This is a genomic window from Metabacillus halosaccharovorans (assembly GCF_002019635.1).
In the GTDB taxonomy this organism is placed as follows: domain Bacteria; phylum Bacillota; class Bacilli; order Bacillales; family Bacillaceae; genus Metabacillus; species Metabacillus halosaccharovorans.
The window spans coordinates 1,189,635-1,212,023 of the sequence record NZ_KV917371.1 but is presented as its reverse complement, the minus strand read 5'-3'; the positions used below and the strand labels follow the sequence as shown (position 1 = coordinate 1,212,023).

Below are 22,389 nucleotides of genomic sequence, written 5' to 3'. Positions count from 1 at the left end.
AATTGAATAAAAGAACAAATCATAGTAATGTTGAAAGTAACTAAAAAATGCAGATGATAATAGAGGGAATGCAATGAATCTAACGATAAAAGATATTGCTGAAATGGCCGGAGTTTCTCCGGGAACTGTTTCGAAAATCATCAATAACTACAGTGGTATTAGTGAAAACACAAGAAAAAAAGTCATGGACATTATTAAAGAGACCGGGTATCAGCCCACCTTTTTTGCTAAAGCCTTAGCGACGAAAAAATCCAATTTAATCGGTCTTATACACGCCGGCAAAGTAAATGTGGATTTCACTCATCCTTTTTTTAATGAAGTCGTCACATCCTTTAAAAAAGCTATTGGATTATTGGGCTACGACATTATCATGTTTTCAAATGAACAAATCTCCAAAGATCATGGAAGCTATCTAGCGAGATGTCGACACTTTCAAGTAGATGGTTGTGTCATTATCTCAGGGGAAGATATCGAGGAAGACATTTATGAGCTTGTTAGGGAAGGTATCCCAAGTCTTGGGATTGACTTAGAGCTACAAGGACCTAAAGCAAGCTATGTTATGAGTGATAATGTAAACCTTGCCAGAAAGGTTGTTCAACACTTTTACGGACAAGGAATTCGTGAAATTGGTTTTATCGGGGGAAGAGAGCATTATCTCATTACCGAGCTGCGTGAAAAAGGATTTAAAGATGCGATGGATCAACTAGGGATTCAATTCACTCCAAAATGGTTTCAATACGGTGATTTTAAAGAAGGGAGCGGCTATGTTGCAATGAACAAGATGCTTGAAGACACGACATCTCCGAAAGCAGTTTTTGCGGCTTCTGATTTAATGGCTTTCGGTGCCATTGCAGCGATTAAAGAAAAAGGATTACATGTACCTGAAGATATATCAGTTATTGGATGTGATGACATAGATGCATGTCGTTACAGTAGTCCAAAGCTTTCAACAGTTAAGCAAAATAAAGATCAATTAGGAAAGCTTGCTGCTCATATGCTACATGATTTAATTCACGGTGAAACAGACTTAAAACCTGTTTTTATTGATACGGAACTCATTATAAGGGAATCTAGTAAAAAATAAGGTAGGTCAGCTCATCCTGGGCTGATCTTTTTTAGTCTGAGAAAATTAGTCGAGGAGATTGCTTGAATTTATGGCTATCTACAGCTCTTATGGATTAAATATATAGACATAATCATTCTCATGAAACATGCTCATTTAGTTTTCTATTCTATTCAGAGTAAGTCTTTTTACTTATTTCTAAGAAACTGATTATATATCTTGAAAAGCATCTTGTATATCATTCCTTTTAAAAGTATTCTCATTATTTTATAAAATAATAGCGCTTTCATAATGGTCGGTAATCTTACCACCTGAAGTCTTTTTAGTCATTTTAAGGAGGTGATGTTATGAGGGAAAGAGATGACGATTGATTATATGTAGAAAGCATATATAAAAACTATATGAGGTGAGGGAGGTAATATTTTGAAATTTAAGAGTGGAATAATCTGGATGGTGGTAATATCATTTATTACATCATCGTTACTATTTGGGGTAAATACCTTAGGACATGCAGCAGAAATTGATTCTATACCAAATACAACAAAAAATGTGAAAGACTACGACAATAGTTATCTTTCAGTAACTGGTTACGCATCATTTGGGGTAAATGACCGAAGCCATTACATTGATACTACTTATTATCGGCAGGTTAAAACTGAAAGAGAGTTTTTGCAGGCAATTTTGGATGCTGAAAATGGAAGTGTGAAAGTAATTGAAGTAGCGAAAAATCTAAACCTGGGATGGAAAGCATTAAATTTAAGTTCAGAAGAAGCTAAAAAATACCGGTTTATAAGAAATTATCGGGATCCTATGAACGGATTTACAAATCCCAAGTTAGCTGCATCAGGTGTTTCTCAACTAGACATAAATAATGTCAATGGGTTAACGATTTTTTCAAAAAAAGGTAAAACAATTAGAAGTGCAGAATTTAAACTTCAAAGATCAACGAATGATATTGTGATAAGGAATTTAAATTTTGATGGAATGTGGCAATGGGATGACACTGGAAAACATAAGGAAGTTGGCTGGACATTTATTAAAATAAATGGGGCGAATAATGTTTGGATTGACCATTGTAAATTCACTATTGCAGCAGATGGATTGATTGACACTGAGAATGGTGGTTCAAATATTACCATCTCTTGGTCTGAGTTCGGATTACCTGCAAATGAAAATCCACCAGAAGATAGTGATATTTATCAATCGATTCAGTTTATGGAAGGAAAATATGCCGCAAATGAGCTCAATTCTGATAGTGTCTACTATAAAATGCGCAATGGCGGTGCGACCAAAGAACAGATCATGGCGTATGCCGCCTACCACAGCAAGGTGCACTTAAATGGTTCTGGAGATAAAGACTATGTGAATTATGTGAGTGGCAGTGGTACAGAGATAAAGGATGGCAACCAAAGAATTCGGTTAACACTAGCATATAACCGTTATACCAATATTGGGCAGAGAATACCCATGATCCGCCAAGGTACTGGTCATATGTACAACTGTTACCTTGATAACTCAACTCACTATGATGTATTGGAGAATGTAAGTGCTATTGCTGAATACGGGACTGATACTCTGTCACGAGCACTTAATGCAAGAAATGGAGCTTCTATTGCAGCAGATACCTGTGTATTCTATGGGATTAACGAGCCAATTACAGGTGCTGAAATTCAAGGATTAGATACTACAAACATGGATGAACAATGGGCTGAGCTATTTCAAAGCGCTTATAACAGAAATTTAATAGTTAATTCCCACATAACAAATAAATATGGGACTTATACAGGTAGCAGCTGGGACAATAATGGTGAAAATCTATTCAATAAAGGATTTACATGGTATGACAAATCAACGATTGGAAATTGGGCATGGTCATCACATATTGTTGGAAGTGAAAATATGAGTAAAGAGAATCCGCCTTCTGATCCCTTCACCTTCGAATATCCATTTAACGAGGAGTTACCTTATACGTATAATGTGCTTCCATTAAATAGTGTTGTGGCAACACTTGAAAACTATGCAGGGGCAAATAAAGTTAACCTGAGTCCGATAGGTTGGTTAAAAACTGATTATAGTTCTAAGAAAATTGAAGAATGACTAGAGATTTTTTCTGTACAGCGAACTGGCGTGTATATTGAACAAGAAGGAAAAGGGTGGGACATATTAGATTGATTAATATGTTCCACCCTTTATTTTTTACATATTTAATAATATTTAACTTTAAATGATTAAAGTATAAGAAAGACATCGGCTCCCGCCATTCTTGGCGGTAAGTCGTGTTTTTCTAATGACTTCTTGTTGATTTACAAATTATTAAAATTTTTCTAAAAATCGACATAAAATCCTCTATCTAAATAAGACCTTTAGAATTATAATATTCTAGATATTATATAAATAATCTTAGGGGGAAAGGGAATGAAACGTTTACTATCGGTTCTTTTGGGGGTTTTACTTGGACTTGGACTTTTGCCTGTTTCAACTTTTGCTATTGAGTCAAACGAACCTGAATTTGAAAAGTTCTTAAAGGATATTGGTTGGGACAAGCAAGAATATATCATTTATATTGAAAGCAAAGATTGGTATTTAATAGATTTTGAGTCTATTGATGAGCTTGGAACCCCTCTTACGGAAGAATCTATTCAACCTGTACTAGAGAGATTTGAACTGACTCGTGATGAGTTAAATGAGCTTCTTGTCGAATATGGTGATATTGAAGAAGGGCAGGATGTATTAGATGGAACCTATATTATATTTGAAGAGGAACTTCTTGAATATGTTGATTTTTATTTAAATGGCATGGAAGGAACTCCGATTGATGAAGAAAACCTTCAGATTCTTCTTGACGATTATGGTTTTGACTCAAAAGAGGATCTTGAAAAGTTTTTAAATGAAAATGAAGATTCTATTGAAAATTATGAATATATTGAAGATCTAGAGTTGGCTGTTGACTTTTATGTAAACGGTGACGAGTATTTAGACGAAATTTATGGACTTTTTACAGAGATTGGTCTGACGGATGAGGAAGTTGAGAAACTGTTTGCTCATCTTGAAACGCTCGATTTTGAAGATCCTGCTTTTTTAGAAAAACTGATCGAGCTTAGCGATAGAATGGTGGCGTTTGAAGATTTTGAATCTGCTGAAGAACTATCAGCTGAACAAATCGCAGAGCTTTTTGATATTTTTAGTGACATGCTTGATCTTTTCCAAATTGAAACAAAGTATTATCTTGTTAAAGACGGTGAAAAACAAGCCGTGTCATTTGAAACTTTGATGACAATGGATACAACAAACGGTTATGATCTGTTAATTGAATTATATAACAAACAAGGCGAGTTTCTTGCTGATATACTGTTAACAGCCGACATGTTTGGCTCCGAATTAATTAAGGAAACAGGAAAAGACATTAAGCAAGCAGAGGAAATTGTAACAGAGAATCAAAACGTATCTAAAGGACCAGAACCGGTGAAACCATCTGTTAAAACAGTCAAAGGAGGCAAGCTTCCAAAGACAGCTTCCGACCATGCTGGAAATGCTATAGTTGGACTTGCACTTGTTTTAGTTGGTTTTGCTATGTTCCGACGCTTAAAAGCTAAAGGAATTTCTTAAATGAGAAGGACAAGAAGTAGAAAAAGCAAGCTGAGCAAACGCCCAAAACGTTTGCTTCTTCTTTCTATATCTGTTTCGATCGTTTTGTTTGGATTGTGGTTTGGAAGTACAAATGCTTATACTTTTTTAAAAGGATATCTTCTTTTTAAAACAGGTCAAGTGAATGCTGAGAATAATAAAATAAAGTCAGATTTGAATGAAACTAATGAGGAGGAACAAAATAAAGAGCAAGAGCAGAAACCTCTTTACCCTGTACCTCCTGAAAAGGGAGAAAATATTGGAGAGCTCATTATTCCAAAATTAGAGGCAAAGCTTCCAATCTATCACGGAACAGCTGAAGAAGAACTGGAAAAAGGAGTTGGTCATTTCGCAGGTAGTGTTCTGCCTGGTGAAAAAGATAATTCCGTCCTATCAGGGCATCGCGATACAGTGTTTCGTAAGCTTGGTGAAGTTGGAAAAGGTGATCTATTAGTTGTTAAAACATCCGCAGGAGAATTTACGTATAAAGTGAAGAAGGTACGTATTGTTGACAAGGACGACCGAACAGTCATTGTTCCGAAACCTAGAGCAACACTAACTGTTTCTACATGCTATCCGTTTGACTTTATCGGCGCATCACCAGAGCGCTATATCCTCGTCGCGGATCTAATTTCATCCAAATAAAAAGCAATTCCCCTGGGAGTTGCTTTTTGTGTGACGGGCAGTCACATAGAGTGATAAGTCAACTCTTATTTTCTTTTCTGACAGAGACGTCATTTCGGTGAAACGACAGGTTGAAGGAAACGAATATAAATCCCAAATTTGTGGAAGTCCGTCCCTGAGGAGAGTGACCTAACTCTGGAAAGGTGCGCTAATTAGGAATACCAACAGTAGTAGATAGAGTCATTCAACAAGCCATTCATCAAGTTTTCAGTCCGATATTCGATGAACAGTTCAGCGAATTCAGTTACGGTTTCAGACCAAAAAGAAAGTTGTGAGACGGCGATTATAAAAAGCCTGAAATTTCTAAATGACGGGAATGATTGGGGAGTCGACATTGCCATAGTTAACGTTGAGAAGAGTCGAATCTCACGTTCAAAAGAATTAGATTTTTAGGATTTGGGTATTATTACGACATTAATAACAAGAGATATCAAGTGAAATCGCGCCCACGTAAAGAAGTTACAAAGGAAGCTTCGACAACTGACAAAACGAAACTGGAGTGTTTCCCTAGACTACCGAATATTGAAACTAAAATAAGTTATATTTGGAATCTATTTCAGATTGGCAAACATGAAGAAGCTGACTGAACGAATAGACAGTAAGCTTCACTCCAGAATTAGGGTCATTATTTAGAAACAATGGAAAGTAGCAAAGAAACAAATTAAATCGCTTATACAACTAGGGATTCCGGATGAAGAATTGAAAGGATTAACCTATTGTAGAAAAGGTTGCCCCGATTTATAGGATTATCAAAAGTTGTCCAAAGAGCAATCTCAAAAAAAGACTAAAGCAGAGGGGGGGGGGGCTCTGCTTTAGAACATTATCTAAAAGTATACACTGTGATATAAATTGAAACGCTGTATACGTAATCCGTACGGTGTTGTGAAAGGGACGAAAATAATATATCTATTTTCCCTCTACTCGACTATGTAAGACACTAAAAATCTAGTAATCAGTGTGGGCATCTTTTTCTAGGTCAAAGGTCCAGTCCTCAAGATTACAAGTTAATTTGGAATGGAGTAAGATATCTCGCTTAATTCAAGACCACCATTGCTAGTGTGGGGCTAATTAACGTATTTAAGCTTTACTTAATCTTATATAAAAATTCAGGCTTTTAGGAAACCGGTTTATAAAAAATGTCAAATTTTTAAAGAAAAAGGGTTGATTTTCCTAAGTTATGGTTATATAATCATAACTGAAAGCGGTTTCCAATCATGAAAACTACTTTTTTATTTTCGTTAATAACGAAATCGGTTTCGTAGAGGAGACTGTTATAAACAAAATACAAGGGGGAAATTAAATGAAAAGCAAGAAAAAGTGGTTAGCAACTGGTTTGTCTTTAGTTTTAGCATTTTCATTAGCTGCATGTAGTGGTGGGGATAAAAAAGAATCTACTTCAGCAGGCGGAAGTGGAGATGAAAAAGTAGAATTAAACTTCTGGGCTTTCGGTGCGACAGGCTATGAAGAACTAGTAAAAGAATACCAAGAGCAAAATCCAAATGTAACAATAAAGTTTAAATCTTCTGAAACAGCTGAACATCATGATGCATTATTCACAGCTTTATCTGCTGGTAGTGGTGCTCCTGATATCACGATGTTAGAAGTAGACCAATTTGATCGTTTCAAAGCAGCTCAAGATCGTTTTGAAAACTTATATGATCTTGGTGCAAAAGATGTTCAAGATCAATACCTAGAGTGGAAATGGAATGCTGGTGAAAATGCAGATGGAGATTTCTTATTCGGTCTTCCAACTGATATTGGTCCTAAAGCATTATACTATCGTACAGATGTATTCGAAGCAGCTGGCCTACCAACTGAGCCTGCTGAAGTAGAAGCTTTAATCAATTCACCTGAAGCATTTAAAGAAGCTGGATTACAAGTGAAAGAGAAAACTGGTAAACCTTTCGTAGACAGTATTGAAATGGCTTACAGAGCACTTCTTGATCCTGCAGTTGACACATACTTAAATCCTGAAGGCGAATTAATCCTTGACGAAGAAGGTAGTGCAGTTAAAAAAGCATACGATTATGCAGTTGAATTAGACAAAGCTGGAATCGTTGGTAAGTTTGATATGTGGTCTCCTGAATGGTCAAATGCAGTTAACACTGGTGAATTTGCTGCTGAATTAGGTGCTGGTTGGTTAAAAGGCTGGATGGAAGGTAATGCTCCAGATGCTTCTGGTAAATTCAGAGTAGCAACATTGCCAACTGAATTTGCTTCAAACTGGGGTGGATCTTACATCGCAATCCCAAGTGAAACTGAAAATGCACAAGCTGCATATGACTTCGTTGAATGGTTAGTATCACCTGAAAATCAATTGAAATCATTCCAAAGCAGTGGGTTATTCCCTTCTGCACCAGCTGTGTATGAAATGGAAGAGTTCGCTTCTAACCAAGATGAGTTCTTTGGTGGTCAAGTAACATCTGAAGTATTTGCTCAAGCAGCACAAGATATCGAAGGTGCCGTTTACAAAGGTGAAAAATACTTCCCAGTACACCAAGAAGTTCAAAATGCTCTTAAAAACGTTCAAGACGGTGCGGATCCAGAGAAAGAATGGAAAGCTGCTGTTAAACGTGCACAAGATCTAGTAAGTCGTTAATTCTAAAAATGAATAAAGGTGGATATGGTGCGCATTGTTGCACCATATCTAGTTTTTGAAAGAAACGGGGAGTGAAAATGGTTTCTGCAAACGAAAAAGTAGTCAAAAAGAAAAGGTTTCTATCAGAAGAAAAGAAAGACATGATTTCTGGCTATCTTTATGTTTCACCTTTCTTTATCATCTTTGCTGTTATTGGTTTATATCCAGCGTTATTCAGTTTGTATCTTGCTTTTCAAAAATGGAATGGATTAAGTCCAATGGAGTTTGCTGGGCTAAATAATTTCAAGGTTGTATTAGCTGATCCACTGTTTTGGAAATCATTATATAACACAATTGTTATAGGATTAATGGGTACTGCCCCTCAATTAGTTATTGGGATTATCCTTGCGTTTCTATTAAATCTATCGTTTCTCCGCTTTAGAAATTTCTTCAGAGTTACGATCTTCATGCCATATATTACGTCAATGGTTGCAGTAGCCCTCATTTTTAGTGTGTTATTTAGTAATCACGAAACCTCCTTAGCCAATTATGTACTAGGCGTGTTTGGATTTGATCCAGTTAACTGGGCAACATCTGAATGGGGTACTAAAATTGCGATCTCTATTATGGTATTTTGGAGATGGGTTGGTTACAACACGATTATTTATCTAGCTGGTCTTCAAAGTATTTCAAATGACCTATATGAAGCAGCAACGATTGATGGAGCAAACAAGTTTCAACAAATGATTTATATCACAATGCCACTGTTAAAGCCGTTTATCATTTTAACTGTTTTCTTCTCAACAGTTGGTGCATTGCAATTATTTGCAGAGCCAACCGTATTCTTAGGCGCATCAGCCTTTACAAGAGACGAAGCTATGACAGTTGTTATGTATCTGTATCGTGATGCCTTTAAATTACAATCATTTGGTACAGCATCAGCAACAGCGATTATCTTATTGTTTATCATCATCATCTTCTCTGCGATTAATACATTAGTAACATCCGGAGCCGGTAGAAAAAAGGAGGGAGCTAAATAATGGGTGACGTAGCAGGAACAAAAAAGTTTTCAAAAGGTAGAATATTAATCTATACCTTTCTTACTCTAGCATCACTTTTTTCATTGTTTCCATTCTATTGGATGTTTGTAATGGCAACACGCCCAAGTTCAGCTTACAACTCCATCCCGCCAACGATTACTCCGGGTAACTTGTTAGTGGAAAATTTTCAGAAAGTATTGGGTGCTATTGATTTCTTCCAAGCAATGATCAATACTGTCATTCTTTGTACATCCGTGACAATTATTGTATTAATCATTAGCTCACTAGCAGGATTTGCTTTTGCAAAATTTAAATTTCCGGGGAAAAATGCACTGTTTGTTTCGATTCTGTTAACAATGGTCATCCCGCCGCAATTAGGGCTAATTCCGCAATACTATTTAATCTCTAAAGCAGGTTTGCTAGATACATTACAAGGTGTTGCGATTCTATTTTTCTTAAATCCATTAGGAATCTTCTTAATGAGACAGTATGTAAGCAATTCGGTACCAGATGAATTAATTGAAGCAGCAAAACTTGACGGGTGTTCGAATTTTAGAATTTACCGCAGCATTGTGTTACCGATCATTTTACCTGCATTTGCAACATTAGGTATTATCGTTTTCACAGCTGTCTGGGGAGAATTCTTATGGCAATTTACGATTTTAAGAGATCCGGAAATGTATACCATTCAAGTGGCCTTGGCGACGTTAAGTAACACGTTCAACATTGACTTCGGTATGATTTTATCTGGAGTATTCTGGGCAACAGTACCATTATTAATAATTTTCCTACTGTTTAACAAGTTATTTATTTCTAGTATTACAGATGGTGCGGTTAAATAAAATTCTAATTTTTTACCTTCCTTTTTTGGCCATTATCAAATTGTAAATTGCTTTAAATAATAGTAATCTAAACAGTAAATAAGCAATCTATTACGAAGGTGAAAGGCAATTGAGGGACCGCTATGAATTTAACGATTAAAGATATCGCAAAGATGGCTGGAGTATCTCCAGGAACTGTTTCAAAAATTATTAATAACTATGGTGGCATTAGTGAAAAAACGAAGAAAAAGGTGCTGGATATTATCCAGGAAACAGGGTATCAGCCTACTTTTTCTGCAAAAGCACTTGCCACCAAGAAATCTAATTTAATTGGGTTAATTTATGCTGGTAAAGTAAATGTTGATTTTACACATCCTTACTTCAATGAAGTTGTCACTTCGTTTAAAAAGGCAATTGGCATGTTAGGCTATGACATTATCATGTTCTCAAATGAACAATTCTATAAAGATAATGGGAGTTATTTGGCCAGATGTCGCCATTTCCATGTAGATGGCTGTGTCATCATTGCTGGTGAAGAAATAGAAGATGCCATTTTTGAGCTTGTACGTGAAGATATACCTTGTATGGGAGTTGACCTTGAGCTTAGTGGACCAAAAGCTAGCTTCGTGATGAGTGATAATGTGAATTTATCTAGAAAGGTGATTCAGCACTTTTATTTGCGAGGAATTAGAGACATTGGGTATATTGGTGGTCAAGAAGATTCTGCGATCACGATGTTTCGCGAAAAAGGTTTAAGAGAAACAATGGATCAGCTTGGTATGGAGATTCATCAAGAATGGTTTCAATATGGCGATTTCCATGAAGAAAGTGGATACCAAGCAATGAAAAAAATATTAGAAACTAAGCCGTATCCACGAGCTATTTTTGCCGCATCGGATATGATGGCTTTTGGTGCAATTGATGCGATTAGAGAAAAGGGACTAAGGGTCCCCGAAGATATATCTGTGATTGGCTGCGATGATATTGACGCATGCCGACATAGCAGTCCCAGGTTATCAACGGTAAGACAGGATAAAAAACAGCTAGGGAAACTAGCTGCTTACATGCTAAATGATTTAATCAATGGAAAATCAGAGTTAAAGCCAGTTTTTATCGATTCTGATTTAGTTGTAAGAGAGTCATAATGCTATCATAAGAACAGAATTTGGTGGAGGGACAACAACAATGGCAATTATACAATTTCCAAAAGAAATGAGATGGGGAGCAGCTACAGCTGCATACCAAATCGAAGGAGCAGCTAATGAAGATGGAAGAGGTCCTTCCATTTGGGATACTTTTGCCAAGACTCCTGGTAAAGTACTAAATGGCGATAACGGAGATGTAGCGTGTGACAGCTATCACCGCTATGAAGAGGATATTGCATTAATGAAAGAACTCGGCATTGATATTTATCGTTTTTCTGTATCATGGCCACGTATTTTTCCAAATGGAACTGGAGAAATCAATGAAAAAGGTCTTCAGTTCTATCGTGATTTTGTAGATGCACTCATAGCAAACGGAATCGAGCCAATGTGTACGCTATATCACTGGGATCTGCCACAGGCTCTCCAAGATAAGGGTGGCTGGGATAGTCGTGAAACAGTGGATGCATTTGCTGATTATGCTGAGCTTATGTTTAAAGAGTTTAACGGAAAAATTAAAAAGTGGATAACAATTAATGAACCATGGTGTGTATCATTTCTATCAAACTATATCGGAGCTCATGCACCAGGGTACCAAAATTTACAATTAGCAACAACGATTTCACATCACTTATTACTTGCACATGGTAAAGCTGTATCTCGCTTTAGAGACGGAGGCTGCGAGGGCGAAATTGGTTATGCCCCAAATACAGAATGGAATGAACCGTTTAGCAGCAAACAAGAAGACATTGATGCTTGTAATAGAGCGACAGGTTGGTTTGTTGAGTGGTTCTTTGATCCGGTATTCAAAGGTAGCTATCCACAATTTATGGTGGAATGGTTTGAGAAAAAAGGTGTAACAGTTCCAATTCAAGATGGAGACATGGCTATCATTAACCAGGAAATTGACTTTGTTGGAATCAACTACTACACAGGCAGTGTAACTAGATACAAAGAAAATGATGGTTTACTAGACGCTGAAAAAGTTGATATCGGCTATGAAAAAACAGACTTTGATTGGAATATCTACCCTGAAGGCTTCTATAAGGTTCTAACAAAAATCAATGATCAATACGGTTCAGTGCCAATTTATATCACTGAAAACGGTGCCTGCTACAATGATGGAGTTGAAAATGGCCGAGTAAAAGATCAAAGACGTATTGATTACTTGAAACAACATTTAACATCATTAAAACGGGCAATAGATAGTGGTGTAAATATTAAGGGCTATCTTACTTGGTCACTTCTTGATAACTTTGAATGGGCAGAAGGCTATGATAAGCGCTTTGGAATTATTCATGTTGATTTCAATACATTAGAAAGAACAAAGAAAGATAGTTACTATTGGTACAAGCAAACAATTAAAAATGGTTGGTTTGATATGTTTTATTAAGAAAGTTACCCCTTTTGGAAACCGGTTTCGATTCCGAAAGGGGATTTTTATCATCAATGGGGAAAAGAAAAAATAGATAATTAGACAATATGGCAGTGGGATGGGGGATCTATATGCAGAAGCTCTTACATAAATACGTTAAGAAGCAGAGAAATAAAAGTAATCATCAAAATGTCGTTAAATTACCTTTAAAGCTAACTGTTGGAAGGAAAATTTTTTCTGCATTTGCTATCATTTTTATTTTAATTGCCGTTCTTAGCGTTTCTACTCTTAATGGATTAAACACGATGAATAAGAAATCAAGTGAAGTAGAGGATGTGTGGCTTCCATCGGTAGAGAGGCTAGGGGAAATGAGGTATCTCGTTGAACAGGTTGCAGCATTTCAACTGTTTTATGCTAGTGCCGAAACAATCGGAGAATTGAATCAATTTGATGGACGCTTTGATACGATTTTTAGTAGATTAGACGAGTTGTTCGAACAGTTTGAGAAAACGATCTCAACTGAAGAAGAAGAAACCATTTATAGCGGATTTCAGGCAGAGTGGGATAAATATCTTGTAGTTCACGAGGAAATTCTTACCCTATCCAGAGCCAATCAAGACAATGAAGCGAGTCAAATTATTAAACAATCCCGACAACAGATTGAAACAGTTGAAGGTTATCTAACACAGCTAGTCGAGTTAAATCAAGTAAAGGCAAAGGAAGCTGCGGAAGAAAGACATCATGTAACAACAACTGTATTATCCACTATAGCTATTTTAATTGTGGTTGCATTAGTCATCTCAATCATTATGGGGCTCCTTCTATCAAGAAGCATATCTCGACCACTGTCAGCGATGTCAATGAGTGTGAAACAGGTAGCGCAAGGAAATTTAATGTTAGAGCCAATTTCTATAAAAAATAGGGACGAGATCGGTAAACTAGCAACGGATTTTAACACCATGACAGACAATCTAAAGCAATTGATTGTAGAAGTGATGAAAAACTCTGAGCAAGTGGCAACAACGTCGGAAGATCTCTCAGTCAGTGCGGAACAAACACAAACAGGAAATGCTTCTATTTCTACTGCTATTAAAGAGGTGGCAGGCGGTGCAGAAAACCAAGTAACGCGTGCTTCAGAGGCAAATAGCGTGATACAAGAGATTTCAAAAGGAATGACACAAGCGGCACGTTCGATACAATCTGTTTCAGACCTAACATTAGCAACAAACGAAAAAGCAACAACTGGTCAAGGAATTGTTTCGCAAACAGTTATACAAATGAATGAAGTGCAATATAAAGTTCAACACACCTCTTCTGTCATGAATTCATTAGGCAACAAATCAAGCCAAATCGGCAAGATCCTTTCTTTAATAACAAATGTGGCTGATCAAACCAATTTATTAGCTCTAAATGCAGCTATTGAAGCTGCAAGAGCAGGCGAGCATGGGAAAGGATTTGCAGTTGTAGCCGATGAGGTCAGAAAGCTTGCGGAGCAATCAGGTCAAGCTGCTGAGGAAATTAAAAAAGTAATCTATGAAATGCAAGCAGAAGTTGATCATGCACTAAAATCAATGACAGATGGAATCAACGCTGTTAATGAAGGGATTATAATGGTCAATAAAACGGGTAATTCCTTTGAGAATATTGTTGAAATGGTAGCGGATGTTGCATCACAATCACAAGAAGTATCAGCTATTGTGGAGCAAGTAAATGCTAGTACGCAAAGTATGGTTGATTTAATCGAGGAAATCGCAAACATATCTGTTTTTTCTGCAGGAAATACAGAAGAAGTGGCTGCATCAGTTGAAGAACAAAATGCGATTATGACAAAAGTTACTTTGTCATCAGAAGACTTAAGTCAAAAGGCATTAGCACTTCAGGAGCTGGTAAAGAGGTTTAGAGTTTAGAATGAATTGTTAGAATACTTCAACTGAATCGCTTTCTATTAAAAAAGTGTCTATAGTATACTGAATTTTGTGTTAGCTTTTACAAAGGGCGTTTTTACTGTGGGGGAAAAAAGGTTTCTGAATCTTGTTTTTTATTTTAGAAACCGATTTCCATAAAGATTTCACATCAAACAAGGAGGATTTATTTTGAAGCGCAGAATGGCAAAAAGGTTTATGGCACTAATAATGGTTCTTGGATTATTAACATCATTATTACCGAATTTTGCTTCAGCAGCAGAAGCTGATTACAGCAGCTTGCTTGTTGGACCAGGGAAAAGACCGTCTCAAGCGGGGGCATTAAGCCTTAAGGTTGTAAATGGACAAAAAACACTTGTTGATAAAAATGGTCAACCGATTCAACTTCGTGGCATGAGCACTCATGGTTTACAATGGTTTCCAGAGATTTTAAATGAAAATGTGTTTTCAGCTCTTTCAAATGACTGGGGTTCAAATCTTATTCGTCTTGCGATGTATGTTGGTGAAGGCGGATATGCTTCAGATCCAAAAGTGATGAAGCAACGTGTAATTGATGGGATTGAATTAGCAAAGGCAAATGATATGTATGTAATTGTCGACTGGCATGTACATGCTCCGGGAGATCCAAATGCTGATGTTTATAAAGGGGCATTGAATTTCTTTAAAGAAATTTCAAGTCTTTATCCTAACGATCCACATATTATTTATGAATTAGCTAACGAGCCAAGCAGCAATAGTAATGATGGACCGGGATTAACAAATAATGCAGAAGGCTGGGCAAAGGTAAAGTCATATGCTGAACCAATTATTAAAATGCTTCGTGATAATAGAAATCAAAACATTGTCATTGTTGGGAGCCCGAACTGGAGCCAGCGTGCAGATTTAGCTGCTGATAATCCAATTGACGATCCTAATACAATGTACACGGTTCACTTCTACACGGGATCACATCCAGCTGCATCAGACAGCTCAAATCGTGAAAATGTGATGAGTAATGCAAGATATGCGCTAGAAAAAGGACAAGCTGTTTTTGCAACAGAATGGGGAACAAGTGAAGCAAATGGAAACAATGGTCCGTATTTAGAAGAAGCAAACCAATGGATCAACTTCTTAAATGAAAATAATATTAGCTGGGCTAACTGGTCCTTAACAAATAAAAATGAAACATCTGCAGCCTTTACTCCGTTTCAATTAGGGAAAACAGAGGCGACTGATCTAGATCCAGGTGCTGATCAGGTTTGGGCACCAAAAGAATTAAGCTTATCAGGTGAATATGTTCGTGCACGTATCAAAGGGGTCTCATATGAGCCAATCGATCGTACAAAATATTCTAAAGTTCTATTTGATTTTAATGAATCCACGCAAGGCTTTGGCGTAAATGGAGACAGTCCCGTAAAGGATGTGACGTTAAAGAATGTTGATGGAACTCTGCAAATTTCAGGACTAAGTGAAAGTAGTGATGTTACTGCAGACAACTATTGGGCAAATGTACGTCTGTCTGCAGACAATTGGAGTGAATCAGTTGATGTTTTAGGTGCGCAGGAATTATCAATGGAAGTGATTGTTGACAAACCAACAACTGTTTCTGTTGCTGCCATTCCACAAGGGCCTTCAGCTGGGTGGGCAAATCCTACGCGTGCGATCCAAGTAAATGAAGAGGATTTTGTGAAATTTGGAGATCAATATAAAGCGGTATTAACGATAACAAAAGAAGATGCTCCATCATTAGCAACGATTGCAGAAAGTCCAGACAATAATAAATTAGAGAATTTGATATTATTTGTTGGAGCGGAAAATACAGATATTATCTCTTTAGATAATATAACAGTAACAGGAAAAGAAGTTGAGATTGAAGTAATCAATGATCCAGAAGGAGCAGCAACACTTCCATCTACTTTTGAAGATGACACGCGTCAAGGCTGGAAATGGAGTGGAGACTCAGGAGTAAAAACAGCATTAACGATTGAAGAAGCAAATGGTTCAAAAGCATTATCATGGGAATTTGGTTATCCTGATGTAAAACCAACTGACAACTGGGCATCAGCACCACGTATAGACTTCTGGTTAGAAGATTTAAAACGCGGTGATAATGAGTATGTTGCATTTGATTTATATCTTGATCCTACACGTGCAACAGAAGGTGGTATTTCAATTAACTTAGTTTTCCAACCAGAATCACTAGGTTTCTGGCAACAATCTGCAGAAACATTTGATATTGATTTAACAGCATTAGATTCAACAGAAAAAACAGCAGATGGCCTTTATCATTATGAAGTGAAAATAGACGTAACAAATCTTGAAAACGTGAAGGCTGATACAGCATTACGTAACATGTTACTTATTTTCGCAGATGATAACAGTGACTTTGCAGGAAGAATGTTTGTTGATAATGTAAGATTTAATAAAGCTTCTGATCCTGACACAGGTGAAGAAGATGAAGAAACACCAGCCCAACCAGGCACAGGTGAAGATGAAGGTGACTTACCAGCTCAACCAGGTGAAGGTGAAGAAGATACACCGATAAAACCTGGTGCAGGTGATGACAATACATCAAATGATCTATTAAATGGTGAAGGATCGAGAGAAGATCTTGAAGCAAAGCCGGTGAAAAATAGCGATAAAGCAGGTGAAAAGCTACCAAATACGGCAACGAATTCTTTTAATATACTATTATTTGGAGGAATCGTTTTACTTTTGGGTGCCGGAGCTTACTTTTATGTAAGAAGAAAACATAACCTAGAACAAGAGTAATAGTAAAAAAGCTTGTAGAGAATGTGAGTCTCTTCAAGCTTTTTTTGTTGCTTAGGAAAATATAAAGTTCTTTGAACAGTGGAAAAGTACGCGACATCTAACTCCAAAGCACAGACGTGCAAGTGCAGTCGTGGAGATTGACGTCGCGTTCTCGACTGTCAGCGCCTAGCCAAAAATGAATTAAAGACAAAGGAAGTCTTCTATTCATTTGCGTCTTATTTGCCCGAGGCTGATCAGCGCTTGGGCTTTTGATCATCTGGAAAAAATAGATCTCAGAACTATTTGCTGAAAAGAACAAAATAGAAACATTTGTTCCTTTTATGAATATATTCCCTCATTGCACAATATGATGAACTATCATCTGTGAAATGAGGGGATATGGTTGGCAATTGAAACGGTCATCACAAGAGAAATGCTTGCTCATTTTCTTGAACTTCAACATAAGAAAAAAGAAGTAGAAACAGAAATTGATGAATTGAAGAGAGCTTTTAATGAATATTTTGATTTGTCCGTGGGGAAAAACGCTAAAGGAGAAATGGTCCTGCGGGAATACAAACTGCAAAGACAAATAAGAAATTCAGTGAAATTTAAACAACAACAGACTGTAAAAAAACTTGAAGAGTTAAATTTACTCGATCTTATTGAAAAAAAGCCGGATGAAGAGAAAATAAGATCAGCAATCCAACTAGGATTGCTGCATGAAGAAGATTTAGAAGGCTGCAAAACAGTCAATACTTCCCAAGCAATTTATGTAAAATACTTATCATCCAAGTAAATACAGGAGTAAATAAGAAAAACCCTGTCCTAAATTTAGAACAGGGTTTTCTTATTTACTCCTCGTTATATTCACTTAAAATCTCATTGATTGTAAACTTTAGAGAGTAATACACATATAAAGCTGTCATCAGTGCTGGATAGCCGTATCTTTGACCATCATCACCAGGGATTAAAGGTTGACGTAATTTCGTATCAATATGAAAATCTGTTACAGCCTCTAAGCCTGCCGCTTCTCCTTTTGCAATGGCTGATACTCCGACAGTTGGAATTCCCATTTCTGCTAACTGTTTTGCAAGTGCAATGGTATCAGAATCTGTTGAAAGGTATGAAAAGAGGAGGACTCGATCTGCCTGAGACAGTTCTTTCAATTTGCCATTTTCATCAATAAGCGCCTCAGTTCGAAGCAGGGGCTCACTGCTGTTCTTTGCTTCTGACACTATTGCTTGTAACTCATTGTGTCCATAAATATATAATGTTCCTTCCCCCATCAACGCCTGTGCCAATAGCCTTGCACTATCCTCTATAGAAAATTCCTCTTGGTCTAAGATCCGGTTGAAATGTCCTGTTAATTGAGTTGTAAATATTTTCATCATAAGAGACAAACTCCTTTCTCCAGTATCGTATATTATATCGATAAAAAGATAGAGAAGAAAGTCAGGCGTTATCGAAATATAGCTTTTATAGTAACTTAAATACGGGTAAAAAGTGTATAATATGACAAAACGGTCAGAAATTGTCGATAAAAGAACAGGAAATCATGAAGGGAAATAAATGTTTGAGACGAATTAATTATGTAGATTAGCGCAGGTGGGTGAGTAATTGACCCTTCGTTAAGATTGATGAAGTGATACATGAGCGGAAAGTTTTCCTTTTTAATAAGGATAGATTGACTATAAAATATAAGAGGTGTATGCAGGATGCTAAAAGAAAAAATATTAATCGTTGATGATCAGTATGGAATTCGTATTTTATTAAATGAGGTTTTTCATAAAGAAGGGTATCAAACATTTCAAGCTGCTAATGGGTTTCAAGCGCTGGAGATCGTAGAAAACCACTCTCCGGATTTAGTGTTGCTTGATATGAAAATACCTGGAATGGACGGTATTGAAATTTTAAAACGAATGAAGGTAGTGGATCAGGATATCCGTGTGATTATCATGACAGCTTATGGTGAGCTTGATATGATTCAGGAAGCAAAGGATCTGGGCGCACTTACGCATTTTGCCAAGCCGTTTGATATCGACGAGATCCGAGATGCGGTGAAGAAATATTTACCACTTAAAGCAAACTAATAAAAGAAAACACTCGGGAACCCATATAGATAAAAGGTTTATTGTAAGTGAAAGGGGTCTGCTTTTGTCAAACCCTGTAACATTATATTACCCAAATATATGTCGAATTGTTGCCGTTTTGTGAAGATATTGGTATGCTATAAGATGTGAAAAGTGATCATGCGAAGTTTACATATAAAGGAATTATTTGGTCATGCTAGGTATGATATACTTTTCTGTTTAAATGTTTGTTCAAAAATACGACAAATTAGAAGCAAGAAGGTCAAGGCGCGAAGGATTCGAGGACCGGAGCGTATGTTTTTTATGCGTGAGGACCGGAGAATACGAGCAACGCAGAGATACGCAGCTTATCATTTGGTGGATTTTTGAACAACCTCTATAAGAAAATAAGGTCTATTAGGAGGATTTTCGACATGCCTTTAGTTTCAATGACAGAAATGCTTAACAAAGCAAAAGACGAAGGATATGCGGTAGGTCAATTTAACATCAACAACCTTGAGTTCACTCAAGCAATTCTTCAAGCAGCTCAAGAAGAGAATTCACCAGTTATTCTTGGTGTATCAGAAGGTGCTGGACGTTACATCGGTGGATTCAAAACAGTTGTAAAAATGGTGGAAGGTCTTCTTGAAGACTACAACATCACTGTACCAGTAGCAATTCACCTTGATCATGGTTCAAGCTATGACAAATGTAAAGAAGCAATCGATGCTGGATTTACATCTGTTATGATTGATGCTTCACATGACCCATTTGAAGAGAATGTTGCAACAACTTCTAAAGTTGTAGAATATGCTCATTCAAAAGGTGTATCAGTTGAAGCTGAACTTGGAACTGTTGGCGGACAAGAAGATGACGTTGTTGCAGAAGGCGTAATCTACGCTGATCCACAAGAATGTGCTGAACTTGTTAAACGCACTGGTATTGATTGCCTAGCACCAGCTCTTGGTTCTGTTCACGGACCATACAAAGGTGAGCCTAACTTAGGATACAAAGAAATGGAAGAAATTGCTGGTCTTACAAACATGCCATTAGTACTTCACGGTGGTACTGGTATCCCGACAACTGATATCCAAAAAGCTATTTCTTTCGGAACAGCTAAAATCAATGTTAACACTGAGAACCAAATTGCTTCTGCAAAAACAGTTCGTGAAGTGTTAGCTGCTAAACCAGATGAGTATGATCCACGTAAATACTTAGGACCAGCTCGTGACGCGATTAAAGAAACTGTTATCGGAAAAATGCGTGAATTTGGTTCTTCTAATAAAGCTTAATCCTAAAAGAAATTAATGATATAGCCGCCTTTAATAGAAAGGCGGTTATATTCTGAAAATTAAGAAAGCGCTAACATCTGTCGTTAAATCCTTCTAATCCTTTACCTGGATGACTAATCTTGATAGAATAATAGTTGAACGGACTCGCCTGTGCTTGTCCGTTTTCAATTTTAGTCCTGCTGAATCTTCATATATAAATCCGCAAATAATGGCTTTTTGAATCTTCTAAAACTCATAGCATGTAATTTAACTCTTTTTTTAAAAGATTATCTATCCTAAAACATTGTTGTCCAGCCTAATAGATGGTTTAATAATAGGAGGATGGTATGATTCATTTTACTGAAATTAACACATAAGTATAAATCTTATGTATTTACAGATGAATTAAAGGCAATAAAATAAATAAACAGCTTGATCCTAAATTCGGAACTAATGTTGACAAAATGTTTCATTCGGAAAACATGATGGACGTGACGTGTGAACGTATACATAAGTGATTTGCTTGCAATAACTTCGCCCTTGATGTTCTTTCCGGAAAGTCAACTTCCTAGAAGGGAGACTAACATGGAAAAATTAAAAGTTGCCGGCGGCGATTTACTTAACGGTACAGTTTCAATTAGTGGAGCAAAAAATAGTGCAGTGGCACTCATTCCAGCGACAATACTCGCTGAATCTCCTGTGACAATTGAGGGACTGCCAAACATATCTGATGTCAATATTTTAGGGGACTTGTTAGAAGAAATTGGCGGTAAGGTCGAACTGAAAAACAATGAAATGATTGTGGATCCTTCGTCCATGATTTCAATGCCTTTACCAAATGGAAAAGTGAAAAAGCTTAGGGCTTCCTATTATTTAATGGGAGCTATGCTTGGCCGATTCAAAAAGGCTGTCATTGGCCTTCCTGGCGGCTGTCATTTAGGCCCACGTCCGATTGATCAACATATTAAAGGGTTTGAAGCACTTGGTGCACAAATTACAAATGAGCAAGGAGCTATCTACCTACGGGCAGATGAGCTTAAAGGAGCACGTATATATTTAGATGTAGTAAGTGTGGGAGCAACGATTAATATTATGCTTGCTGCTGTTTTGGCAAAGGGAAGAACGATCATTGAGAACGCAGCAAAGGAACCTGAGATTATCGATGTAGCTACTCTGCTTTCAAGCATGGGAGCAAAAATAAAAGGTGCGGGTACGGATGTGATTCGCATTGATGGTGTCGAGAAGCTGCACGGTTGTCGTCATTCAATCATCCCTGATCGAATTGAAGCGGGGACATATATGATTATCGGTGCTGCGATGGGAAGAGAAGTGATGATCGATAATGTTATTCCATTGCACCTCGAATCATTGATCGCCAAACTTAGAGAAATGGGTATGCATATCGAAACAAGCAATGACCAGATCCTCATTGTTGGCGGTCAAAAGGAATTAAAAGCCGTTGATATCAAAACACTTGTCTATCCGGGCTTTCCAACGGACCTTCAGCAGCCATTCACATCGTTTTTAACAAAAGCAACAGGAACAAGTGTTGTGACAGATACGATTTATTCTGCCCGCTTTAAACATATCGATGAGCTAAGAAGAATGGGCGCAACAATAAAGGTAGAAGGACGCTCAGCTATCGTATCCGGGCCAACGAAGCTTCAAGGAGCTAAAGTGAAGGCAAGTGACTTACGTGCCGGTGCAGCGTTAGTATGTGCAGGTTTAATGGCAGATGGAATCACAGAGATCACAGGTTTAGAACACATTGATCGCGGATATAGTCAACTAGAAGAAAAACTAACAGGACTGGGTGCAACCATCTGGCGTGAAAAAATGACGGAAAAAGAGATTGAACAGCTGCAAAATTCTTAAAACAAGAGAAATCAAGGATTATCCTTGATTTCTCTTATGGTTTCTTCAATTTTTGCCTCTAACGATAAGCATATTTTCCAAAAATCATTGATTAAATCTTTGAAATAGGGTTAAAATAAAGAGTGCTGCATTGAATGAATACTACAAAAACTACTTCAAGCTCACCTTCATTTCCTTCTCTATCCAAAACGTAAC

General features: G+C 37.1%; 16 protein-coding genes. 15 read left to right on the top strand and 1 reads right to left on the bottom strand.

What is annotated here, in order from left to right:
- The first annotated feature begins 73 nt into the window (after window positions 1-73).
- The 12 genes from BK577_RS05600 to BK577_RS05540 all read left to right on the top strand — a co-directional run bounded on the left by BK577_RS05600 (window position 74) and on the right by BK577_RS05540 (window position 17,775).
- Window positions 74-1,084, top strand: a complete 1,011-nt coding sequence (locus BK577_RS05600) for a LacI family DNA-binding transcriptional regulator (RefSeq protein WP_078432025.1) — start codon at window positions 74-76, stop codon at window positions 1,082-1,084.
- A gap of 402 nt (window positions 1,085-1,486) precedes the next feature.
- Entirely contained in the window at window positions 1,487-3,160 is a 1,674-nt protein-coding gene (locus BK577_RS05595) for a hypothetical protein (protein WP_169908118.1), read from the top strand.
- 318 nt (window positions 3,161-3,478) lie between these two features.
- Window positions 3,479-4,669: a processed acidic surface protein gene (locus BK577_RS05590; RefSeq protein WP_078432024.1), complete on the top strand. Its 1,191-nt coding sequence runs from the start codon at window positions 3,479-3,481 to the stop codon at window positions 4,667-4,669.
- Window positions 4,670-5,332 carry a class D sortase gene (locus BK577_RS05585; protein ID WP_078432023.1) on the top strand — a complete coding sequence of 221 codons (663 nt, stop codon included), beginning with the start codon at window positions 4,670-4,672 and terminating at the stop codon, window positions 5,330-5,332. It abuts the gene before it with no gap.
- A gap of 1,339 nt (window positions 5,333-6,671) precedes the next feature.
- On the top strand, window positions 6,672-7,970 hold the full coding sequence (locus BK577_RS05575; protein ID WP_078432022.1) for an ABC transporter substrate-binding protein: 1,299 nt from the start codon (window positions 6,672-6,674) through the stop codon (window positions 7,968-7,970).
- Between the two features lie 77 nt (window positions 7,971-8,047).
- A complete protein-coding gene (locus BK577_RS05570; protein WP_034333667.1) occupies window positions 8,048-8,989 on the top strand; it encodes a carbohydrate ABC transporter permease in 942 nt (313 codons plus the stop codon).
- On the top strand, window positions 8,989-9,831 hold the full coding sequence (locus tag BK577_RS05565) for a carbohydrate ABC transporter permease (protein ID WP_078432021.1): 843 nt from the start codon (window positions 8,989-8,991) through the stop codon (window positions 9,829-9,831). Before BK577_RS05570 ends, BK577_RS05565 begins: the two co-directional genes overlap by 1 nt.
- 122 nt (window positions 9,832-9,953) lie before the next feature.
- Window positions 9,954-10,955 (top strand): LacI family DNA-binding transcriptional regulator, encoded by a 1,002-nt coding sequence (locus tag BK577_RS05560; RefSeq protein WP_078432020.1) that lies wholly within the window; start codon window positions 9,954-9,956, stop codon window positions 10,953-10,955.
- Between the two features lie 40 nt (window positions 10,956-10,995).
- Entirely contained in the window at window positions 10,996-12,345 is a 1,350-nt protein-coding gene (locus tag BK577_RS05555; protein ID WP_078432019.1) for a GH1 family beta-glucosidase, read from the top strand.
- A gap of 113 nt (window positions 12,346-12,458) precedes the next feature.
- Window positions 12,459-14,234: a methyl-accepting chemotaxis protein gene (locus BK577_RS05550; protein ID WP_169908116.1), complete on the top strand. Its 1,776-nt coding sequence runs from the start codon at window positions 12,459-12,461 to the stop codon at window positions 14,232-14,234.
- Between the two features lie 186 nt (window positions 14,235-14,420).
- On the top strand, window positions 14,421-17,000 hold the full coding sequence (locus BK577_RS05545) for a carbohydrate-binding domain-containing protein (protein WP_078432017.1): 2,580 nt from the start codon (window positions 14,421-14,423) through the stop codon (window positions 16,998-17,000).
- A gap of 382 nt (window positions 17,001-17,382) precedes the next feature.
- Complete coding sequence (locus BK577_RS05540; RefSeq protein WP_245823436.1) at window positions 17,383-17,775, top strand: hypothetical protein; 393 nt, start codon at window positions 17,383-17,385, stop codon at window positions 17,773-17,775.
- Window positions 17,776-17,830: 55 nt separating this feature from the next.
- Here BK577_RS05540 and BK577_RS05535 read toward each other — a convergent pair whose 3' ends face one another.
- Window positions 17,831-18,370: a DUF2529 domain-containing protein gene (locus BK577_RS05535; RefSeq protein WP_078432016.1), complete on the bottom strand. Its 540-nt coding sequence runs from the start codon at window positions 18,368-18,370 to the stop codon at window positions 17,831-17,833.
- Window positions 18,371-18,694: 324 nt separating this feature from the next.
- On the opposite strand from BK577_RS05535, the gene BK577_RS05530 reads away from it, so the two are divergent.
- From BK577_RS05530 to BK577_RS05520, 3 genes are all read left to right on the top strand, one after another.
- On the top strand, window positions 18,695-19,069 hold the full coding sequence (locus tag BK577_RS05530) for a response regulator (RefSeq protein ID WP_078432015.1): 375 nt from the start codon (window positions 18,695-18,697) through the stop codon (window positions 19,067-19,069).
- A 413-nt stretch (window positions 19,070-19,482) separates the two neighbouring features.
- On the top strand, window positions 19,483-20,340 hold the full coding sequence (locus tag BK577_RS05525) for a class II fructose-bisphosphate aldolase (RefSeq protein WP_078432014.1): 858 nt from the start codon (window positions 19,483-19,485) through the stop codon (window positions 20,338-20,340).
- A 564-nt stretch (window positions 20,341-20,904) separates the two neighbouring features.
- Window positions 20,905-22,194, top strand: a complete 1,290-nt coding sequence (locus tag BK577_RS05520; RefSeq protein WP_026563085.1) for a UDP-N-acetylglucosamine 1-carboxyvinyltransferase — start codon at window positions 20,905-20,907, stop codon at window positions 22,192-22,194.
- Window positions 22,195-22,389: the final 195 nt, after the last annotated feature.